At 64.7% G+C, this 17649-nt stretch carries 19 protein-coding genes; 10 read left to right on the top strand and 9 right to left on the bottom strand.

Features of this window, described 5'->3' with window-relative positions:
- Nucleotides 1-2 precede the first annotated feature (2 nt).
- From EC86_RS0114545 to queA, 6 genes are read right to left on the bottom strand one after another with little or no spacing between them, the layout of a single operon-like run.
- On the bottom strand, nucleotides 3-488 hold the full coding sequence (locus tag EC86_RS0114545) for a GtrA family protein (protein ID WP_029526423.1): 486 nt from the start codon (nucleotides 486-488) through the stop codon (nucleotides 3-5).
- 14 nt (nucleotides 489-502) lie between these two features.
- Nucleotides 503-1855, bottom strand: a complete 1353-nt coding sequence (locus EC86_RS29935) for a glycosyltransferase family 9 protein (RefSeq protein WP_029526422.1) — start codon at nucleotides 1853-1855, stop codon at nucleotides 503-505.
- Between the two features lie 3 nt (nucleotides 1856-1858).
- Complete coding sequence (tgt, locus tag EC86_RS0114535) at nucleotides 1859-2986, bottom strand: tRNA guanosine(34) transglycosylase Tgt (protein ID WP_029526421.1); 1128 nt, start codon at nucleotides 2984-2986, stop codon at nucleotides 1859-1861.
- Between the two features lie 59 nt (nucleotides 2987-3045).
- Entirely contained in the window at nucleotides 3046-3438 is a 393-nt protein-coding gene (locus EC86_RS0114530; RefSeq protein WP_051675936.1) for a type II toxin-antitoxin system VapC family toxin, read from the bottom strand.
- Between the two features lie 4 nt (nucleotides 3439-3442).
- Nucleotides 3443-3658 carry an AbrB/MazE/SpoVT family DNA-binding domain-containing protein gene (locus EC86_RS0114525; protein WP_029526418.1) on the bottom strand — a complete coding sequence of 72 codons (216 nt, stop codon included), beginning with the start codon at nucleotides 3656-3658 and terminating at the stop codon, nucleotides 3443-3445.
- Nucleotides 3659-3668: 10 nt separating this feature from the next.
- Nucleotides 3669-4754: a tRNA preQ1(34) S-adenosylmethionine ribosyltransferase-isomerase QueA gene (gene queA, locus EC86_RS0114520; protein WP_051675934.1), complete on the bottom strand. Its 1086-nt coding sequence runs from the start codon at nucleotides 4752-4754 to the stop codon at nucleotides 3669-3671.
- A 19-nt stretch (nucleotides 4755-4773) separates the two neighbouring features.
- On the opposite strand from queA, the gene recG reads away from it, so the two are divergent.
- From recG to ubiA, 5 genes are all read left to right on the top strand, one after another.
- Complete coding sequence (recG, locus tag EC86_RS0114515; protein WP_029526415.1) at nucleotides 4774-6897, top strand: ATP-dependent DNA helicase RecG; 2124 nt, start codon at nucleotides 4774-4776, stop codon at nucleotides 6895-6897.
- A gap of 91 nt (nucleotides 6898-6988) precedes the next feature.
- Nucleotides 6989-7492, top strand: a complete 504-nt coding sequence (locus EC86_RS0114510) for a hypothetical protein (RefSeq protein ID WP_029526414.1) — start codon at nucleotides 6989-6991, stop codon at nucleotides 7490-7492.
- 101 nt (nucleotides 7493-7593) lie between these two features.
- A complete protein-coding gene (locus EC86_RS0114505) occupies nucleotides 7594-8550 on the top strand; it encodes a LysR substrate-binding domain-containing protein (RefSeq protein WP_029526413.1) in 957 nt (318 codons plus the stop codon).
- A 110-nt stretch (nucleotides 8551-8660) separates the two neighbouring features.
- Nucleotides 8661-9185: a Dps family protein gene (locus tag EC86_RS0114500; RefSeq protein WP_029526412.1), complete on the top strand. Its 525-nt coding sequence runs from the start codon at nucleotides 8661-8663 to the stop codon at nucleotides 9183-9185.
- A 173-nt stretch (nucleotides 9186-9358) separates the two neighbouring features.
- Nucleotides 9359-10207: a 4-hydroxybenzoate octaprenyltransferase gene (gene ubiA / locus EC86_RS0114495; protein ID WP_029526411.1), complete on the top strand. Its 849-nt coding sequence runs from the start codon at nucleotides 9359-9361 to the stop codon at nucleotides 10205-10207.
- A gap of 61 nt (nucleotides 10208-10268) precedes the next feature.
- Here the strand turns inward: ubiA and proC are convergent, their stop codons facing one another.
- The 3 genes from proC to EC86_RS0114480 all read right to left on the bottom strand — a co-directional run bounded on the left by proC (nucleotide 10269) and on the right by EC86_RS0114480 (nucleotide 13507).
- A complete protein-coding gene (gene proC / locus EC86_RS0114490) occupies nucleotides 10269-11108 on the bottom strand; it encodes a pyrroline-5-carboxylate reductase (RefSeq protein WP_029526410.1) in 840 nt (279 codons plus the stop codon).
- A gap of 91 nt (nucleotides 11109-11199) precedes the next feature.
- Entirely contained in the window at nucleotides 11200-12693 is a 1494-nt protein-coding gene (gene glpK / locus EC86_RS0114485; RefSeq protein ID WP_029526409.1) for a glycerol kinase GlpK, read from the bottom strand.
- A gap of 46 nt (nucleotides 12694-12739) precedes the next feature.
- The gene (locus EC86_RS0114480) at nucleotides 12740-13507 is read right to left on the bottom strand and encodes a DeoR/GlpR family DNA-binding transcription regulator (protein WP_029526408.1); all 768 of its coding nucleotides are present in this window, start codon (nucleotides 13505-13507) and stop codon (nucleotides 12740-12742) included.
- Between the two features lie 108 nt (nucleotides 13508-13615).
- Between EC86_RS0114480 and EC86_RS28855 the strand changes: the two genes are divergently transcribed.
- Genes EC86_RS28855 through EC86_RS0114460 form a run of 5 tightly spaced genes read left to right on the top strand, consistent with a single transcriptional unit; the run spans nucleotide 13616 to nucleotide 17646 of the window.
- The gene (locus EC86_RS28855) at nucleotides 13616-13768 is read left to right on the top strand and encodes a hypothetical protein (protein WP_156955324.1); all 153 of its coding nucleotides are present in this window, start codon (nucleotides 13616-13618) and stop codon (nucleotides 13766-13768) included.
- Nucleotides 13752-14885, top strand: a complete 1134-nt coding sequence (locus EC86_RS0114475) for an ABC transporter ATP-binding protein (protein ID WP_051676173.1) — start codon at nucleotides 13752-13754, stop codon at nucleotides 14883-14885. The genes EC86_RS28855 and EC86_RS0114475 overlap by 17 nt, the downstream gene beginning before the upstream one ends.
- Nucleotides 14872-15951, top strand: coding sequence for an ABC transporter ATP-binding protein (locus EC86_RS0114470; protein WP_029526406.1), 1080 nt, complete (start codon nucleotides 14872-14874; stop codon nucleotides 15949-15951). The genes EC86_RS0114475 and EC86_RS0114470 overlap by 14 nt, the downstream gene beginning before the upstream one ends.
- On the top strand, nucleotides 15948-16841 hold the full coding sequence (locus tag EC86_RS0114465; protein WP_029526404.1) for a carbohydrate ABC transporter permease: 894 nt from the start codon (nucleotides 15948-15950) through the stop codon (nucleotides 16839-16841). Before EC86_RS0114470 ends, EC86_RS0114465 begins: the two co-directional genes overlap by 4 nt.
- Complete coding sequence (locus tag EC86_RS0114460) at nucleotides 16834-17646, top strand: carbohydrate ABC transporter permease (RefSeq protein ID WP_029526402.1); 813 nt, start codon at nucleotides 16834-16836, stop codon at nucleotides 17644-17646. Before EC86_RS0114465 ends, EC86_RS0114460 begins: the two co-directional genes overlap by 8 nt.
- Nucleotides 17647-17649: the final 3 nt, after the last annotated feature.

The following is a 17649-nucleotide window of genomic DNA, read 5'->3' as shown; positions in this document are numbered from 1 at the left end:
GATTAATGCGTGGCCTTGCGGTGCCGGCGAAAGGTCAGCTTGTCATTGGCGATGAAATTGACCACGCTGGCCAGCACGATGGCGATCACGTTGGCCACGAGGTAATGCAGGTGCAGCGCCAGCCATTTGGTCAGCAGCGACTGCAGGATGATCGACAGCGCGGCGGCCATCACATACTTGACGAACAGCCGCAGCGCCGGTTGGGGCGTGTTGCGCGTCCGGTCGCGCCAGGTCAGGCGCCGGTTCCAGTAAAAATTGCTGATGGTGGCGACGCTGATGGCCAGCGCAATCGAGTAGTTCAGCCGCGTGTGAAAGTCGGCAATGCTTTGGAGCAAATGCTCCTGCGCCAGGTAAAGCACAACGATGTTGATCACCGTGCCGCTGGCGCCGACCATGCCGAACTTGATGAAGCGCCAGCGCAGCATCAGCTGGAAGCGCGGCGGCAGCAGGCGGACCAGCGCTTCGGCAAAGGTTCTGAGTCTTGACATCGGTTTGGGGGTGTTCAGGGCGCCGCCAGGCATTCGCGCGCCTTGGCCAGCACGGCGTCGGGTGCTATCACCTTGAGGCACTGGTTGTCGCCGTCGCAGTAGGACGTGCGGTGGTTGTAGGCGGTGAGGCAGGGCGAGCACGGCCACTGGCTGTAGAACGAATGGCACCTGGGCGTCAGCGGCGCGTACAAAGCGGGCGTTTCCGGGCCGAACAGCATCAGCGTCCAGATCGGCGTCAGCGCGGCGAACTGGCCCGGTCCGCCGTCGTTCGTGACCAGCAGGCGCGCCACATGGAACAGCGCCAGCAGTTCGGAAATCGAGCGGGTGTAGCCGGTCAGGTCGATGATAGCGCCCCCACGTTCGTTCACTTCTTGTAACTCTCTGCCCCCCGAGGGGGCCGCTGCGCCTGCGGTCTGGCAAAGCCAGTCCCGCGGCCCTTGCTGGAATGGGGAGTCCGCTAGATCATTCCCTTCGCTACCGATATCGGCGCTGGCTCGAACTTGCGCCACCAGCTGGCGCGCCAGTGCCTGGTCGTCCTTCAGGCCGATCACCGCCACGGCGCAGCCGTCGGCCACCAGGCCTTCGCACAGCGCGGTGTAGGCCGCCAGCGGCCAGGCGCGAATCGGCAATATGCCGCCGCCCGGATAGACCAGCACCAGCGGCTTGCCGGCGATGGCGGGGAAGTCCTGGGCTAGCCGCACTTGAATACCTTGAATCAGCGCGCCATCGAGCCGCACATGCGGCGGCGGCTTCGGGCTGGCCACCACCGCCAGCTTGGATTTGGGTACCGACGTCGAGTCAATCGCCCTAGCCAGCGTCAGGAACTGGGCGCTGATGTGGTGATAAGGGTTGTAAGGCACCGGCCGGTTGATGTGGGAACCCCGGTACAGGCCTTCCTGCGTGTGCCGGTGAAAGCCGACCCGCACGCCCGCGCCGCTGGCATAAGACAGCAAACTGCTGATACGCGAGAACAGCTCGCAGTCAATCGCCACATCGACGTTCGCCCGACGCAGCGACTTGATCGCCTGCCACAAACTGGACAGCAACGATGTCAATGAGCGGTCATCGACCGTATGCACATTCGCCGGGTCCATCACCTGCATCAGGTCGAGAATCTCGCGGTTCTTGCGAAACAGCAGCGCATGCAGCGGCGCGTCGGGGTAGCGCGCTTTCAGGCGGGCGAACATGTCGTTGGCCAACACCAGGCTGCCCATTTCGGACAGCAAAATCACCACGATGGCGCGCGGCGCCGGCTCCACGGCTGGCGCGGGCCGAAAACGCCGCCTGAGCGCATCAAAGCCGGACACCGCCGCGCACAGCGGAATGCCGGCCCAGCGGTCAATGAATCGCTGCAGGTCGATGTTCACGGTTCAGACCCCGCGCTGCCGGTCAGTTTTGAACTGGAGCACGAACTCGCCAAAGCGCCCGGCATCCAGCGCGTCGCGCACTTCCTGCATCAGGTTCAGGTAGTAATGCAGGTTGTGGATGCTCGCCAGCATGGGGCCGAGCATTTCGCCGCAGCGGTCCAGGTGGTGCATGTAGGCGCGGGAAAAATTGCGGCAGGTGTAGCAGGTGCAGGTGCTGTCCACCGGGGCTTCCTCGGTCTTGTAGCGGGCATTGCGGATTTTCAGGTCGCCGAAACGCGTGAACATGTGGCCGTTGCGCGCGTTGCGCGTCGGCATGACACAGTCGAACATGTCCACGCCCGAGGCCACGCCCTCGACCAGGTCTTCGGGCGTGCCCACGCCCATCAGGTAGCGCGGCTTGTGCGCCGGCAGGCGGTGCGGCGTGTGCGCCATGATGCGCAGCATTTCTTCCTTGGGCTCGCCGACGCTGACGCCGCCGACGGCGTAGCCGGGAAAATCCATCTCGACCAGCGCGTCGAGCGACTCCTGGCGCAGGTTCTCGAACATGCCGCCCTGCACGATGCCGAACAGCGCGTTCGGGTTCTCCAGCTTGTCGAATTCATCCTCGCAGCGTTTGGCCCAGCGCCGGCTCAGTTCCATCGAGCTGCGCGCCTCGCTTTCGGTGGTGATGTGGCCCTTGGTGTCGTAGGGTGTGCATTCGTCGAACTGCATCACGATGTCGCTGTTGAGCAGCGTCTGGATCTGCATCGAGATTTCGGGCGTCAAAAACAGCTTGTCGCCGTTGACTGGCGAGGCGAACTTCACGCCTTCCTCGGAAATCTTGCGCATCTCGCCCAGCGACCAGACCTGAAAGCCGCCGCTGTCGGTCAGGATGGGCTTGTGCCAGCTCTCGAACTTGTGCAGCCCGCCGAACTGCTTGACGACATCGAGCCCCGGACGCATCCAGAGGTGAAAGGTGTTGCCCAGGATGATCTGCGCGTTCATGTCGTGAAGCGACTGCGGCGTCACGCCCTTGACGGTGCCGTAGGTGCCCACGGGCATGAAGATCGGCGTCTGCACCACGCCGTGGTTGAGGGTCAGGGTGCCGCGTCGGGCATGGCCTTCGGTCTTGAGGAGTTCGAACTGAAGCATTTAGTAAGGGATCAAAGTGCCTTGGCGGCAAGGGTCGTGGGAAGGAAAGGCCATGCGGCTTACTCTTTGGCGAAAAATTTCACACCCGCCAAAGCCTTGAAGTGCGCATCCTGGGTCCAGAGTATCGCGCCGCGCGTTTGCGCTGTCGCGTAGATCAGGCTGTCGGCCATCGGCAGCCCGGTGGCCGCCGCGTTGAGCGCGAGGTTGAGGTTGATGTCAATCACCTCGCCTTCGCGCATCAGGGCAACGGCCTGGTTGGCATGGGCCAGGCCAAACTCGCGCAACGCCACCTTGTACACCTCGTAAATCGTGATGATCGGCACAATCAGCGCGGCCGTGTTGGCGATGGCTTCGGCATAAAGGTCCGCACGCGGTGAATTGCTGAAGTATTCCAGCCAGCACGACGAATCGAGCACGACTGGCACTGGCCTGGCCGCTTTGCTCACAGCCATGGACTCAAAACCGCTCGGGATCAGAGGGGACGTCAGTGCTGGACAGGCCGGCCAGCAGCCCCCTGCAGTCGGCGGCCGACTTGACCGGCACCAGCTGGATCACGCCATTGACCTCGAACACGCTCATCCGGCTGCCGGGCTTGATTCCGCCGGCTTCGCGGATTTCACGCGGAATCACGACTTGGTACTTGGGCGAGACAATGACGGTCTGGTTTTGCATATCGATAATTTTATCGTGCAACAGATGGCATGTCGATCGCATCTCTGTTGCAGGATGTGCGCTCCAGCAGCATGGCATCGCCGTAGCTGAAAAAGCGGTAGCGTGCCTCAATCGCATGCCGGTACAGCGCCATGATGTGCCCGTAGCCCGAAAAAGCGCTCACCAGCATCATCAGCGTGCTCTTGGGCAGGTGAAAGTTGGTCAGCAGCACATCGACCACCTTGAAATCAAAGCCTGGGGTGATGAAGATGCTGGTATCCATGCAATCCGGGCCAAATTTGGCGGCGGATTCAAGCGCCCGCACCGTCGTCGTGCCCACCGCCACCACGCGCCCGCCGCGCGCCTTGCACGCAGCAATCGCCTCGTGAGTGGCGGGCGGCACGTCGAAGCGCTCGAAGTGCATGACGTGGTCGGCGATGTTCTCGGCCTTGACCGGCTGGAAGGTGCCCGCGCCGACATGCAGCGTGACGCTGGCGCGGGCAATGCCGCGCGCTTCGAGCCGCGCCAGCATGGCCTCGTCGAAATGCAGCGCGGCGGTCGGCGCGGCGACGGCGCCGGGGTTTTTGGCGAACACCGTCTGGTAGCGCTGCTCGTCATCCGCCGAATCGGTGTGCGTGATGTAGGGCGGCAGCGGCACGTGGCCATGCTGCGCCATCAGCGCATACGGGTCGCTGCTGAGCCGGAAGCGGTACAGCGGCCCGTGCGCCTCGGGCCAGCGGCCCAGCAGGGTGGCCGTGAAACCGCCATCCATCTGCAGCACCGCGCCGGGCAGCGGTTTTTTGCTGACCTTCATGTGCGCGGCGACTTCATGGCCAGCGTCTGTATCGGGCGAAAGCACGCGCTCGATCAGCAGTTCAAGCCTGCCGCCGCTGAGCTTCTGGCCAAACAGCCGCGCCTTGACGACTTTCGTGTCGTTGAACACCAGCAGGTCGCCGGGCTCAAGCAGCTCGGGCAAATCGGCAAAGCGCCGGTCGGCGATGGCGCCGCCCCGGCCGTCGAGCAGGCGCGAGGCACTGCGCTCGGCGGCGGGATGCTGGGCAATCAATTCGTCGGGGAGTGTGAAATCAAAGTCACTGAGGCTGAAAGTCGTCTTCATAGGAGGGCACAATTGTCCCATGATGCTTCCGGCCGCTCCTGCCCTTGACCCGGCGCCGAACACCGCCCGGCCTGCCGCCAAGGCGCCCGCCAAATCCCCGGCGCAAAAAGCCATGGAAAAGCTCGGCCTGCGCCGCGACATCGACCTGGCACTGCACCTGCCGCTGCGCTACGAAGACGAAACCCGCATCGTGCGCCTGGCCGACGCGCGCGACGGCGAGGTGGTGCAGATCGAGGGCGAGGTCATGCACAGCGAAGTGCTGATCCGCTCACGGCGCCAGTTGCTGGTCACGGTCGATGACGGCAGCGACACCTGCCTGCTGCGCTTCCTCAATTTCTACCCGTCGCACCAGAAAACCCTCAGCGTAGGCAGCAGCGTGCGGGTGCGCGGCGAGTTGCGCGGCGGCTTCCTGGGCCGCGAGATGATGCATCCGCACTTCAAGCTGGCCGGCGGCGAACTGCCGGGCGCGCTGACGCCGGTGTATCCGACCTCGGCCGGCCTGCCGCAGGTGTATTTGCGCAAGGCCGTGCTCAGTGGCCTGTCGCGCGCCGACCTGCGGGAGACGATTCCCACCGAATTTTTAAGCAAAATCCTGCCTTTGCGCTTGTCCAGCCTGCGTGAGGCGCTACAGTTTTTGCATCACCCCACGCCTGATGTGGCGCTGCAGACGCTTGAAGACCGCAGCCATCCGGCCTGGCAGCGGCTGAAGGCCGAAGAACTGCTGGCCCAGCAAATCTCCCAGTTGCAGGCCCGGCGCGTGCGTGCCGCGATGCGCGCCCCGGCCTTGAATGGCTTGGCGATGCGCGGCACGCATTGCACGCTGCAGCAGCAACTGCTGGAGCGCCTGCCGTTTCGCCTGACGGCCGCGCAGCAGCGGGTTGGCCTGGAGATCGAGGCCGACCTGAAAAAGAGCATTCCCATGCACCGCCTGCTGCAAGGCGACGTGGGCGCCGGAAAAACCGTGGTGGCGGCGCTCGCGGCGGCGCGCTGCATCGACGCTGGCTGGCAGTGCGCGCTGATGGCGCCGACCGAAATCCTGGCCGAGCAGCATTTCAGCAAACTCATCAGCTGGCTAGAACCCTTGGGCATCAAGACCGCCCGCCTTAGCGGCAGCCAGAAAACGAAAGAGCGGCGCGAAATGCTGGCGCTGATCGAAAGCGGCGAAGCGGGGCTGGTCATCGGCACGCATGCGGTGATCCAGGACAAGGTGGTATTCAAGAACCTGGCGCTCGCCATCATCGACGAGCAGCACCGTTTCGGCGTCGCCCAGCGCCTGGCGCTGCGCAGCAAGATGACGGGCGGCGGGCAGGAGCCGCACCTCTTGATGATGACCGCCACGCCGATTCCGCGCACGCTGGCTATGAGCTATTACGCCGACCTTGACGTGTCCACGCTCGACGAGTTGCCGCCCGGCCGAACGCCCATCGTCACCAAGGTCGTGAACGATGCCCGGCGCGACGAGGTCATCGCCCGCATTCAGGCGCAGATCGCCGAAGGCCGGCAGATTTACTGGGTCTGCCCGCTGATCGAGGAAAGCGAGTCCATCGACCTGGTCAACGCCACGCAGACGCATGTGGCGCTCAGCGAGGCCCTGCCCGACGTGATGGTCGGCCTGCTGCATTCGCGCATGCCGCCGGCCGAGAAAAAGGCGGTGATGAGCCTGTTCACCGAAGGCGTGATGGCCGTGCTGGTCAGCACCACGGTGATCGAGGTCGGCGTCGATGTGCCCAACGCCTCGCTGATGGTGATCGAGCATGCCGAGCGCTTTGGCCTGAGCCAGTTGCACCAGCTGCGCGGGCGCGTCGGGCGCGGCGCGGCGGCGTCGGCCTGCGTGCTGCTGTATTCGACCGGCGACGCGCCCCGGCTGGGCGAGGTGGCGCGGGCGCGGCTCAAGGCGATGGCCGAGACGAACGACGGCTTCGAGATTGCCCGCCGCGACCTGGAGATTCGCGGGCCGGGCGAGTTCCTGGGCGCGCGCCAGTCGGGGGCGGCGCTGCTGCGCTTTGCCGATCTGCAGACCGATGCGGGCTTGCTGGCCTGGGCGCGGGAGGTGGCGCCGCTGATGCTGGACCGATATCCTGATCTGGCCGAGCGGCATGTGCTGCGCTGGCTGGGGGGTAAGGCTGAGTTTTTGAAGGCTTGAGTCAAGGGATTGGGTGCTTGAGCTTGCTGGGACGACACCAATTCACAACCGGCAGCGCCGGTCATTGCCCTGCCACGGCTACCATGGCAGTATGAAAATCCTCATCCGTTTTTTCGCCTCCCTTCACGCCCTGATCGCTATGCTATTCGTCTGCGCTTCGCTGGTCTTGATCGCCATCGCGGCGAATTCCGGCTGGCACGCGCTGGCCAGCGGCCTGGATGTCGGCGCGGCACAGGGCATAATCGAGGCCATCGGGCTGATCGCCGTGGCGGTGGTAGCGCTGCAAATCGCCCAGACCATCGTCGAGGAAGAGGTCGTTCGCGAGGCACAGGTCAGCGCGCCGACGCGGGTGCGGCGCTACCTGTCGCGTTTTCTCGTGGTCATCGTGATTGCGCTGGCGGTGGAAGGCCTGGTCGCCACCTTCAAGGCGCTGCATGACGACCTGTCGCAGCTGCCGTATGCGGCCAGCATCGTGATCTCGGTCGCGATTTTGCTGGCCGGCTGGGGCGCGTTCATCTGGTTCAATCGCGCTGCCGAGGAACTGGAGCCGGAAGCCATGAAGGAAGCCAAGAGCGAGGATAAAAAGCTTGAATAGTTGCCGCGCAAAGGCTTTGAATCGAAAGGCTTTGGTGTTGGAAAAGACTGCCGTCCGCTTTTCGTACAAATGCCTCCGATTGAAAGCCGCACAATAGGCCCATGACCCTGACCGAACTCAAATACATCGTGGCCGTGGCCAGAGAAAGGCACTTCGGCCGGGGCGCCGAGGCCTGCCATGTCTCGCAGCCGACGCTCAGCGTGGCGATCAAGAAGTTGGAGGAAGAACTCCAGGTCAAGCTGTTCGAGCGCAATGCCAACGAAATCACCGTCACGCCGCTGGGCGAGGAAATCGTTCGCCAGGCGCAGAGTGTGCTGGAGCAGGCCGACAGCATCCGCGAGATTGCCCGGCGCGGCAAGGACCCGCTGGCCGGCAGCCTGCGGCTGGGCGTGATCTACACCATCGGGCCATACCTGCTGCCCGACCTGGTGCGCCAGATCATCGAGAAAACGCCGCAGATGCCGCTGATGCTGCAGGAGAACTTCACCGTCAAGCTGCTGGAGGAACTGCGCACCGGCGAGATCGACTGCGCGATCCTGGCCGAGCCGTTTCCCGACACCAACCTGGCGATTGCGCCGCTCTACGACGAGCCTTTCATGGCCGCCGTGCCGAGCAGCCATGCGCTGGCCGCGCGCACCAGCGTGACGGCCGAGGAGCTGAAGAAGGAAACCCTGCTGCTGCTGGGGACCGGCCACTGCTTTCGCGACCATGTGCTGGAGGTCTGCCCCGAATTCGCGCGGTTTTCGAGCAGCGCCGAGGGCATCAACAAGAGTTTCGAGGGCTCGTCGCTGGAAACGATCAAGCACATGGTCGCCGCCGGCATGGGCATCACGCTGGTGCCGCGCCTGGGCGTGCCCAAGGCCGCGCTGGCGCTCAGCGGCCAGGACACGTCGCCGGTGCAGCCGTCCTACATCCGCTACCTGCCGTTCGAAGGCCATGTGCCGACGCGGCGCGTGGTGCTGGCCTGGCGCCGCAGTTTTACCCGCTATGAAGCGATTGCCGCGCTGCGCAATGCGATTTATGCCTGCGAACTGCCGGGCGTCATCCGGCTGTCCTGAAGGGACGCGGGTGCGCAGGGCCTATGGCCTGCATAGCTTTTGACTGTTGCAACGTCAATGCCAATTGCGTATGGTTATCGATCTCCAATTGACTTTTAAAGGAAAACATCATGGCCAAATCTCCGGTTAAAACCATTGCCAGCACAGCGGTTCGAGGCGCTCCGGCGATCAACATCGGCATCAGCGAAAAAGACCGCGCCGCGATTGCCCAGGGCCTGAGCCGCCTGCTGGCCGACACCTACACGCTCTACCTGACGACGCACAACTTCCACTGGAACGTGACCGGGCCGATGTTCAACACGTTGCATGTCATGTTCATGGCGCAGTACACCGAACTGTGGAACGCGGTGGACCCTGTGGCCGAACGCATCCGCTCGCTCGGTCATCCGGCGCCGGGCTCTTACGCGCAGTTCAGCAAGCTGGCCACGGTGCCCGACGCGCCCGTCACGCCGCCCAAGGCGATGGAAATGGTGCGCATCCTGGTGCAGGGCCACGAAGCCGTCGCCCGCACCGCGCGCGAGCTGTTTCCCATGGCCGACAAAGCCAGCGACGAGCCGACCGCCGACCTGCTGACGCAGCGCATGACGGTGCATGAGCAGACCGCCTGGATGCTGCGCTCGCTGCTGGAAGAGTAACCAAAGAGATGGGATCTGATCGGCACTGTGACGAGCCGTCCCAAGACAGCACAGTCCCTCCAGCGGGCGCGGGGGCTCCCCCTCTAGACCAGCAGGGGCCGCGGAACCGGCTTCGCCGGGCCGCAGGCGCAGCAGCCCCCTCGGGGGGCAGCGCAGTACGCGAAGCGACAAGCGTGGGGGCCTTGTACCTGCAGTTGATCCGCTGGAACCGGCCGGCGGGCTGGCTGCTGTTGCTCTGGCCGACGCTGTCGGCGCTGTGGGTGGCGTCGCACGGTTTTCCGGGCTGGCATTTGACTATCGTCTTCACGCTGGGAACGTTCCTGATGCGCAGCGCGGGCTGCTGCGTCAACGACGTGGCCGACCGGGATTTTGACCGCCACGTCAAGCGCACCGCGCAGCGGCCGGTGACCAGCGGCGCGCTTTCTAGCAAGGAAGCGCTGGCGCTGGGCGCCGTGCTGGCGCTGCTGGCGTTCGGCCTGGTGCTGACGACCAATGCCGTCACCATCGCCTGGTCGTTTGCCGCGCTGGCCGTCACGCTGATTTACCCGTTTGCCAAGCGTTATGTGGCGATGCCGCAGGCGGTGCTGGGCGTGGCGTTCAGCTTCGGCATTCCGATGGCGTTTGCCGCCGTGCAGTCGCGCGTTCCGCTATTGGCCTGGGTGCTGCTGCTCGGCAACCTGTTCTGGGTGATTGCCTACGACACCGAATACGCGATGGTGGACCGGGATGACGACCTGAAGATCGGCATGAAAACCTCGGCCATCACGCTGGGCCGCTTCGACGTGGCTGGTGTCATGATCAGCTACCTGGTTTTTATATCAATATGGGCTTTCACGCTTGCTGGATGGGTGCAGTCAGCTATTTTTATAATAGCAATTGGCCTGGCGCTGCTGCAGGCGCTGTGGCATGGCTGGTTGATCCGCAAACGTGAGCGCGACGGCTGTTTCAAGGCCTTTCGCCTGAACCACTGGCTGGGCTTCACGGTGTTTGCCGGGATTGCGCTGTCTTACGCGGTGCGTTGATTGCTATTAAATAAATAGCTGCTTGCGCCCGTTCTACATGCATAAACGGGCGATTTGGTGCTCAACTGGCGCCAAATTCATCGCCCATCTCGCTGGCACGCTGGCGGGCGGCCTGCATGGCCTGGATGAACCGCGCCTTGATGCCACTTTGCTCCATCGACGTCAGCGCCGCGTAGGTCGTTCCGCCTTTGGACGTGACGCGGCCGCGCAGCACCTCGGGCGGCTCGGTCGATTCCTGCGCCAGCGCCGATGCGCCGACAAACGTGCCAATCGCCAGGTGACGGGCTTGTTCCGGGCTCAGGCCCATCTCGGTGCCGGCCTGGACCATGGCTTCGATGAAGTAAAAAACGTAGGCCGGGCCGGAACCGGACAGGGCGGTCACCGCGTCGAGCTGCTGTTCCTGGTCCAGCCACAAATACGCGCCCGTGGTCTGCACCACCCGCTCCACGGCCAGCCGGTCGGCGGCGCTGGCGGCGGGCCGGGCGAAGAGGGCGGTCATGCCCTGGCCGATCAGTGCCGGCGTGTTGGGCATGGCGCGAACCACGCGTTCGGTACCCAGCCAGCGGGCAATGGTGTCGGAACGGATGCCGGCGGCCACGCTCAGGTGCAGCGCGTTCTGGGTGTGGGCGCGGCTTTGTTCCGCAGCTTCGCGAAAGGTCTGCGGCTTGACGGCCCAGACGACCAGCGCCGCACAGTTCAGCGACGCGCCGGGTGCTTCGCTGACCTCGACCTGGAACTGCTGCGCGAGCCGGGCGCGTTGCTCGGAAAACGGTTCGATCACCTGGATTTGCCCGGCCGGAAGGCCGCGCTTGAGCAGGCCGCCAATGATGGCGCTGGCCATGTTGCCGCCGCCGATGAAGGCGATGTGTTCGTGGCTGTTGTCGGGAGTATGGGAAGTCATGGTGGTGTGTTGGCTGATGGGCCAGGAAGGGTATCGGAATGCGCGCCTGGGTCCTGAATTGTCCCCCACGGCCCTGGCGCAGGCGCAGGCTTTAAGTCTGCACCGTCTGCCGCACCGCATGCTCCCACTGCGCCATCAGGCCGGCGGCGCGTTCGGCACCCAGTGTTGGAATGAAAGTGCGTTCGGCACGCCACAAGCCGGACAGCTCCTCGACGCTGCGGTAAACGCCGCAGGACAGGCCCGCCAGCCAGGCCGCGCCGAGTGCCGTGGTTTCGGTCACCGCCGGGCGGATCACCGGAATGCCCAGCAGGTCGGCCTGGAACTGCATCAGCAGGTCGTTGATGCAGGCGCCGCCATCGACGCGCAACTCGGCGAGCGGCGCGGCGCCGGCGGCCACCGCATCGCGGCTCATGGCGAGCAGCAGCGCGGCGCTTTGGTAGGCGATGCTTTCGAGCGCGGCGCGCGCGATGTGCGCCACGGTCGTTCCGCGTGTCAGGCCGGTGATGGTGCCGCGCGCGTCGGGCTTCCAGTAGGGCGCGCCCAGACCGGTGAAGGCCGGCACCATCATCACGCCGCCCGAGTCGGGAACGCTTTGCGCCAGCGCCTCGACTTCGGCGCTGCCCCGGATGGCGTTGAGGCCGTCGCGCAGCCACTGCACCACCGCGCCGCCGACAAACACGCTCCCTTCGAGCGCGAATTCTGCTTGAGCAGTGGTCTGCGCGGCGCTGGTGGTCAGCAGGCCGTTCTTCGACGTCTGGAATTGCGTGCCGGTATGCATCAGCAAAAAGCAGCCGGTGCCGTAGGTGTTCTTGGCCAGTCCGGCCTTGAAGCAGGCCTGGCCGAACAGCGCGCTTTGCTGGTCGCCGGCGACGCCGCCGATCGGCACGGCGTGGCCCAGCAGTTCGGGCCGCACCTCGCCGTAATGCGCGCTCGATGGCTTGACCTCCGGCATCAGCGACGCGGGAATGCCGAGCAGGCCCAGCAGTTCGGCGTCCCACTGGTTGGTCCGCACATTGAACAGCATGGTGCGCGACGCATTGCTGACATCGGTGGCATGCACCGCGCCGCCGGTCAGCTGCCAGACCAGCCAGCTGTCGATGGTGCCAAAGGCGAGTTCGCCGCGTTTGGCTTGCGCGCGCGCGCCAGGCACGTGGTCGAGCAGCCACTTGAGCTTGGTGCCGGAAAAATAGGCATCGATCAGCAGACCGGTCCGGGACTGGATCAGCGCCTCAAAGCCTTGCTCGCGCAGTTGCGCGCAGGTCGCTTCGGCGCGCCGGTCCTGCCAGACGATGGCGTGGTGCACCGGCTGGCCGGTGCGGCGGTTCCAGAGCACCGTGGTTTCGCGCTGGTTGGTGATGCCCAGCGCGCCGATGTCGCTCGCCTTCAGCTCCGCGCTGGCCAGCGCCTGCCGGGTCGTGGCCAGCTGGCCGCGCCAGATTTCCATCGGGTCGTGCTCGACCCAGCCGGGCCGGGGGAATATTTGCGGCAGCTCCTGCTGCGCCTGCGCCACGATGCGGCCTTGTTCGTCAAACACGATGCTGCGCGAACTGGAGGTGCCCTGGTCGAGGGCGAGCAGATAGGTCATGGTGGGGTTGGTCAGAAATGGAGTGTTGCCGGGTGCAGTACAGGGTTCAGTCGTGGGCGATGTCGCAGCTGACGCCGGCTTTTTCCAGCAGCGCCGGAAAAGGCTCGGGCGGCGCCTGGTCGGTGAACAGCCAGTCGATTTGCGAAAGGGTCGCCAGCTCGACCATGGCGGGCCGGTTGAACTTGCTGCTGTCGGCCGCCAGCCAGACTTCCCTGGCCTGCGCGATGATGGTCTGCGCCACCCTGACCTCGCGGTAATCAAAATCGCGCAGCGAGCCGTCGGGCTCGATGCCCGAAATGCCGATCAGCGCGATGTCCACCTTGAACTGGCGGATGAAATCGAGCGCCGCCTCGCCCACGATGCCGCGGTCCCGGGGGCGCACGACGCCGCCGGCCACGATCACCTCGCAGTCGGTGTTGCCGCACAAAATGGCCGCCACATTGAGGTTGTTGGTGATCACGCGCAGCCGCTTGTGGTGCAGCAGCGCCCTGGCAATCGCCTCGGTGGTGGTGCCGATGTTGAGGATCAGCGAGCAGCCGTTGGGCACGCGCCTGGCCACGGCCCGGGCAATGCGCGCCTTGCCTTCGGCGTTCAGGCTTTCGCGCTGCTGGTGGGCCAGGTTTTCAACGGTGGAGCTGGCAGCCCGCACGCCGCCGTGAAAGCGCGTCAGCATGCCGGTTTCGGCCAGCCGCTGGACATCGCGCCGCACCGTCTGCAGCGTGACGCCAAGCTGGTCGGCAAGCTGTTCGACGGACGCCGATCCGTGCGTGCGGACCATGTCGAGCAGCTTGATTTGCCGGGGATTGGCGTTCATGGGGCGGCGGGAAGGCCAGGAGATTGGCGCATGGGCTGACTTTATAGCGAAGCAAAAGGAAAAGAATAAGGGAAAACAATTAGATAAAAACATTGTCAAAAGAACAGAATGGAAAATATTCGCGGGGCGAAAACGCTGCGCAAGGAGTGTTCTGTTTGTTCACTGTTCAACTTCCAGGAATGGCTGCGCGCCCGCATTTTGTGCGGCCGGCTGCCTTGCCGCCTCTTTATGCCGGAGCCCGATGATGCAGCTGGCGCTTGAGCACATCGGCAAGAAAGTCGGCCCCGAGCAGTGGCTCCATGGCATCAGCCTGGCGCCGCCTCCCGGTGAAGTCACCGTGCTGCTGGGTGCCACGCAGGCCGGCAAGACCAGCCTGATGCGCATCATGGCCGGGCTCGACGTGCCGACGCAGGGCCGGGTACTGGTCGATGGCGTGGACGTGACCGGGACCGCCGTGCGCGAGCGCAACGTCGCCATGGTGTACCAGCAGTTCATCAACTACCCGTCGCTGAAGGTGGCCGACAACATTGGCTCGCCGCTCAGGCTGCGCGGCGAAAAGGACATCGACGCCAAGGTCCGGGCTCTGGCGGCGCGTCTGCACATCGAGATGTTCCTGGACCGCTACCCGGCCGAGCTGTCGGGCGGCCAGCAGCAGCGCGTGGCGCTGGCGCGGGCGCTGGCCAAGGGCGCGCCGCTGATGCTGCTCGACGAGCCGCTGGTGAACCTGGACTACAAGCTGCGCGAGGAGTTGCGCGAAGAACTGACGCAGCTGTTCGCGGCCGGCGACTCGACCGTGGTCTACGCCACCACCGAGCCGGGCGAAGCCTTGCTGCTGGGCGGCCACACCGCCGTGCTGGACGCCGGCGAATTGCTGCAGTACGGGCCGACGGCGCAGGTGTTCCACCACCCGCTGTCGCTGCGCGTCGCCCGCGCGTTCAGCGACCCGCCAATGAACCTGGTCGCCGCGCTGCCGGCGGCCCACGGCGTGCAGCTGGTCCACGGCCCGGCGCTGGCCATGGCGCTGCCGGCAGCGCCGGCTCCAAGCCTGGCATCGCTAACCGCAGGCATTCGCGGCAGTTCGCTGCGCGTCGCCGCACGGCCGGGCGATGCGGCGCTGCCGGGCAGGGTCGAGCTGGCCGAGATTTCCGGCTCCAGCACGTATGTGCATGTCGCGACGGCGGTCGGCGAACTGGTGGCCCAGCTGACGGGCGTGCACCGCTTCGACCTGGGTGCGCCGCTGACGCTCTACCTGGACCCGGCGCAGGTCTATCTGTTCGACGCGGCCGGCGCGCTGCTGGTCGCGCCGCTGCGGCCACTCGGGCAAATCGAGCCAGTGCGAAAAACGCAAGAGGAGGGCGCTGCGCATGGCGTGCATTGAACTCGACCTGGCCCATGCCTATCGGCCCCATCCGCGCGAGGACGCCGACTATGCGCTGCTGCCCCTGCAGATGACGTTTCGCGACGGCGGCGCCTACGCGTTGCTCGGGCCTTCGGGCTGCGGCAAGACCACGCTGCTCAACATCATTTCCGGGCTGGTCGCGCCCTCGCAGGGCAGCGTCCGGTTTGACGGCGTTGACATGACCCGCGCCACGCCGCAGCAGCGCAACATCGCGCAGGTGTTCCAGTTTCCGGTGATCTACGACACCATGACGGTGGCGCAAAACCTGGCCTTTCCGCTGCGCAACCGCAAGGTTCCCGAGGACCAGATCAAGAAGCGCGTCGGCGAGATTGCCGAGATGCTCGACATGAGCGGCCAGCTCAACCAGCGCGCCGCCGGCTTGGCGGCCGACGCCAAGCAAAAGATATCGCTGGGCCGGGGGCTGGTCCGCTCCGACGTGTCGGCGGTGCTGTTCGACGAGCCGCTGACGGTGATCGACCCGCTGCTGAAATGGCAGCTGCGGCGCAAGCTCAAGCAGATTCACCATGAACTCAAGCTCACCCTGATCTACGTCACGCACGACCAGGTCGAGGCGCTGACCTTCGCCGAGGAAGTCGTGGTGATGACGCGTGGCCGCGCCGTGCAGACAGGCTCGGCCGATGCGCTGTTTGAGCGTCCGCGCCACACCTTCGTCGGCCATTTCATCGGCTCGCCCGGCATGAATTTTCTACCGGCCATTCTGGCCAATGGCGTGCTGCGTGTGGCCGGGCATGCCCTGGCACTGCCTTCGGGCCGATTGCTGCCTGAAGGCGATCTCAAGTTGGGCGTTCGGCCTGAATATGTGGCGCAAAGCACAGAGGGCGACCCGGCCGCATTGCCCTTCACTGTGACGATGGTGCAGGACATCGGCACCCACTTCATGCTGACCGCTACCGTGGACGCCAACACCGTCAAGGTGCGGCTCCCGCCCGAGGCCAGCGTGCCCGTGGCCGGGCAGAACGTCTGGCTGCGCGTCATCGGGCCGCACACCTGTTTTTACCGCCATGAAGAACTGGTGGACGCATGAGCACCACCACCAAACCCGTCAACCAGAAGGCCTGGCTGCTGGTCCTGCCGGTCATCGTCTGCGTCGCGTTTTCGGCCATCTTGCCGCTGATGACGGTGGTCAATTATTCGGTGCAGGACATCATCTCTCCCGAGCGGCGGGTGTTCGTCGGCACCGAATGGTTCGCCGCCGTGATGCGCGACGAAGACCTGCACGCCGCGCTGTGGCGCCAGCTGACGTTTTCGCTGGCCGTGCTGGCGGTCGAGGTGCCGCTGGGCATTGCGCTGGCGCTGTCGATGCCCGCGCAGGGCTGGCGGGCGTCGCTGGTGCTGGTGCTCGTCGCCCTGTCGCTCTTGATTCCCTGGAACGTGGTCGGCACCATCTGGCAGATCTATGGCCGCACCGACATCGGCCTGCTGGGCGTGATGCTGCAAAAAGCCGGTTTCGACTACAGCTACACCGGCAACGCCGTGCATGCCTGGGCGACGGTGCTGCTGATGGATGTCTGGCACTGGACGCCGCTGGTGGCGCTGCTGTGCTACGCCGGGCTGCGCTCGATTCCCGATGCCTACTACCAGGCCGCGCAGATCGACGGCGCCAGCAAGTTCGCGGTATTTCGCTACATCCAGCTGCCCAAGATGCGCGGGGTCCTGATGATCGCCGTGCTGCTGCGCTTCATGGACAGCTTCATGATCTACACCGAGCCCTTTGTGCTGACCGGCGGCGGTCCCGGCAATGCCACGACGTTTTTGTCGCAGTACCTGACGCAAAAAGCGGTCGGCCAGTTCGACCTGGGGCCGGCGGCGGCGTTTTCGCTGATCTATTTCCTGATCATCCTGCTGCTGTGCTTCATCTTGTACAACTGGATGCAGCGCGTCGGCACGCAGGAGAAGGAGGGCGGAAATGAATAAGCCGAAGTTTCAGGCGCGCACGTTCTTTCTAGTCGGCTACATCGTCTTCGCGCTGCTGCCCATCTACTGGATGGTCAACATGAGCTTCAAGACGAATGCCGAAATTTTGTCGAGCTTTTCGTTCTTTCCGCAGCATTTCACCTGGGACAACTACATCAAGATATTCACTGACCCGTCCTGGTATTCGGGTTACATCAACAGCCTGATCTATGTGGCGATCAACACGGTGATCTCGGTGTCGGTGGCGCTGCCGGCCGCCTATGCGTTTTCACGCTACAGCTTCATAGGCGACAAGCACGTGTTTTTCTGGCTGCTGACCAACCGCATGACGCCGCCCGCCGTCTTTTTGCTGCCGTTCTTCCAGCTCTACACCACCGTCGGCCTGATGGACACGCACATTGCCGTGGCGCTGGCGCACCTGCTGTTCAACGTGCCGCTGGCCGTGTGGATCCTGGAAGGCTTCATGAGCGGCATTCCGCGCGAGATCGACGAGACGGCGTATATCGACGGCTACTCGTTTCCGCGCTTCTTCGTGCGGATATTTTTACCGCTGATCAAGGCCGGCGTGGGCGTGGCGGCCTTCTTTTGCTTCATGTTCAGCTGGGTCGAACTGCTGCTGGCGCGCACGCTGACCAGCGTCAATGCCAAGCCCATCGTCGCCACCATGACGCGAACGGTGTCGGCGTCGGGCATGGACTGGGCGACGCTGGCCGCTGCCGGGGTGCTGACCATCGTGCCAGGCGCCATCGTGATCTGGTTTGTCCGCAACTACATCGCCAAGGGTTTCGCGATGGGCCGGGTCTGAAAG

Source organism: Polaromonas glacialis (genome assembly GCF_000709345.1).
GTDB classification, from domain to species: domain Bacteria; phylum Pseudomonadota; class Gammaproteobacteria; order Burkholderiales; family Burkholderiaceae_C; genus Polaromonas; species Polaromonas glacialis.
This window is presented reverse-complemented; position numbering and strand designations above follow the sequence as displayed.

Coding starts and splice junctions, on each gene's coding strand:
- EC86_RS0114545 (WP_029526423.1), bottom strand. CDS start 488: ATGTCAAGACTCAGAACCTTTGCCGAAGCGCTGGTCCGCCTGCTGCCG.
- tgt (WP_029526421.1), bottom strand. CDS start 2,986: ATGCTTCAGTTCGAACTCCTCAAGACCGAAGGCCATGCCCGACGCGGC.
- EC86_RS0114530 (WP_051675936.1), bottom strand. CDS start 3,438: ATGGCTGTGAGCAAAGCGGCCAGGCCAGTGCCAGTCGTGCTCGATTCG.
- EC86_RS0114525 (WP_029526418.1), bottom strand. CDS start 3,658: ATGCAAAACCAGACCGTCATTGTCTCGCCCAAGTACCAAGTCGTGATT.
- queA (WP_051675934.1), bottom strand. CDS start 4,754: ATGAAGACGACTTTCAGCCTCAGTGACTTTGATTTCACACTCCCCGAC.
- recG (WP_029526415.1), top strand. CDS start 4,774: ATGATGCTTCCGGCCGCTCCTGCCCTTGACCCGGCGCCGAACACCGCC.
- EC86_RS0114510 (WP_029526414.1), top strand. CDS start 6,989: ATGAAAATCCTCATCCGTTTTTTCGCCTCCCTTCACGCCCTGATCGCT.
- EC86_RS0114505 (WP_029526413.1), top strand. CDS start 7,594: ATGACCCTGACCGAACTCAAATACATCGTGGCCGTGGCCAGAGAAAGG.
- EC86_RS0114500 (WP_029526412.1), top strand. CDS start 8,661: ATGGCCAAATCTCCGGTTAAAACCATTGCCAGCACAGCGGTTCGAGGC.
- proC (WP_029526410.1), bottom strand. CDS start 11,108: ATGACTTCCCATACTCCCGACAACAGCCACGAACACATCGCCTTCATC.
- glpK (WP_029526409.1), bottom strand. CDS start 12,693: ATGACCTATCTGCTCGCCCTCGACCAGGGCACCTCCAGTTCGCGCAGC.
- EC86_RS0114480 (WP_029526408.1), bottom strand. CDS start 13,507: ATGAACGCCAATCCCCGGCAAATCAAGCTGCTCGACATGGTCCGCACG.
- EC86_RS28855 (WP_156955324.1), top strand. CDS start 13,616: ATGGAAAATATTCGCGGGGCGAAAACGCTGCGCAAGGAGTGTTCTGTT.
- EC86_RS0114475 (WP_051676173.1), top strand. CDS start 13,752: ATGCAGCTGGCGCTTGAGCACATCGGCAAGAAAGTCGGCCCCGAGCAG.
- EC86_RS0114470 (WP_029526406.1), top strand. CDS start 14,872: ATGGCGTGCATTGAACTCGACCTGGCCCATGCCTATCGGCCCCATCCG.
- EC86_RS0114465 (WP_029526404.1), top strand. CDS start 15,948: ATGAGCACCACCACCAAACCCGTCAACCAGAAGGCCTGGCTGCTGGTC.
- EC86_RS0114460 (WP_029526402.1), top strand. CDS start 16,834: ATGAATAAGCCGAAGTTTCAGGCGCGCACGTTCTTTCTAGTCGGCTAC.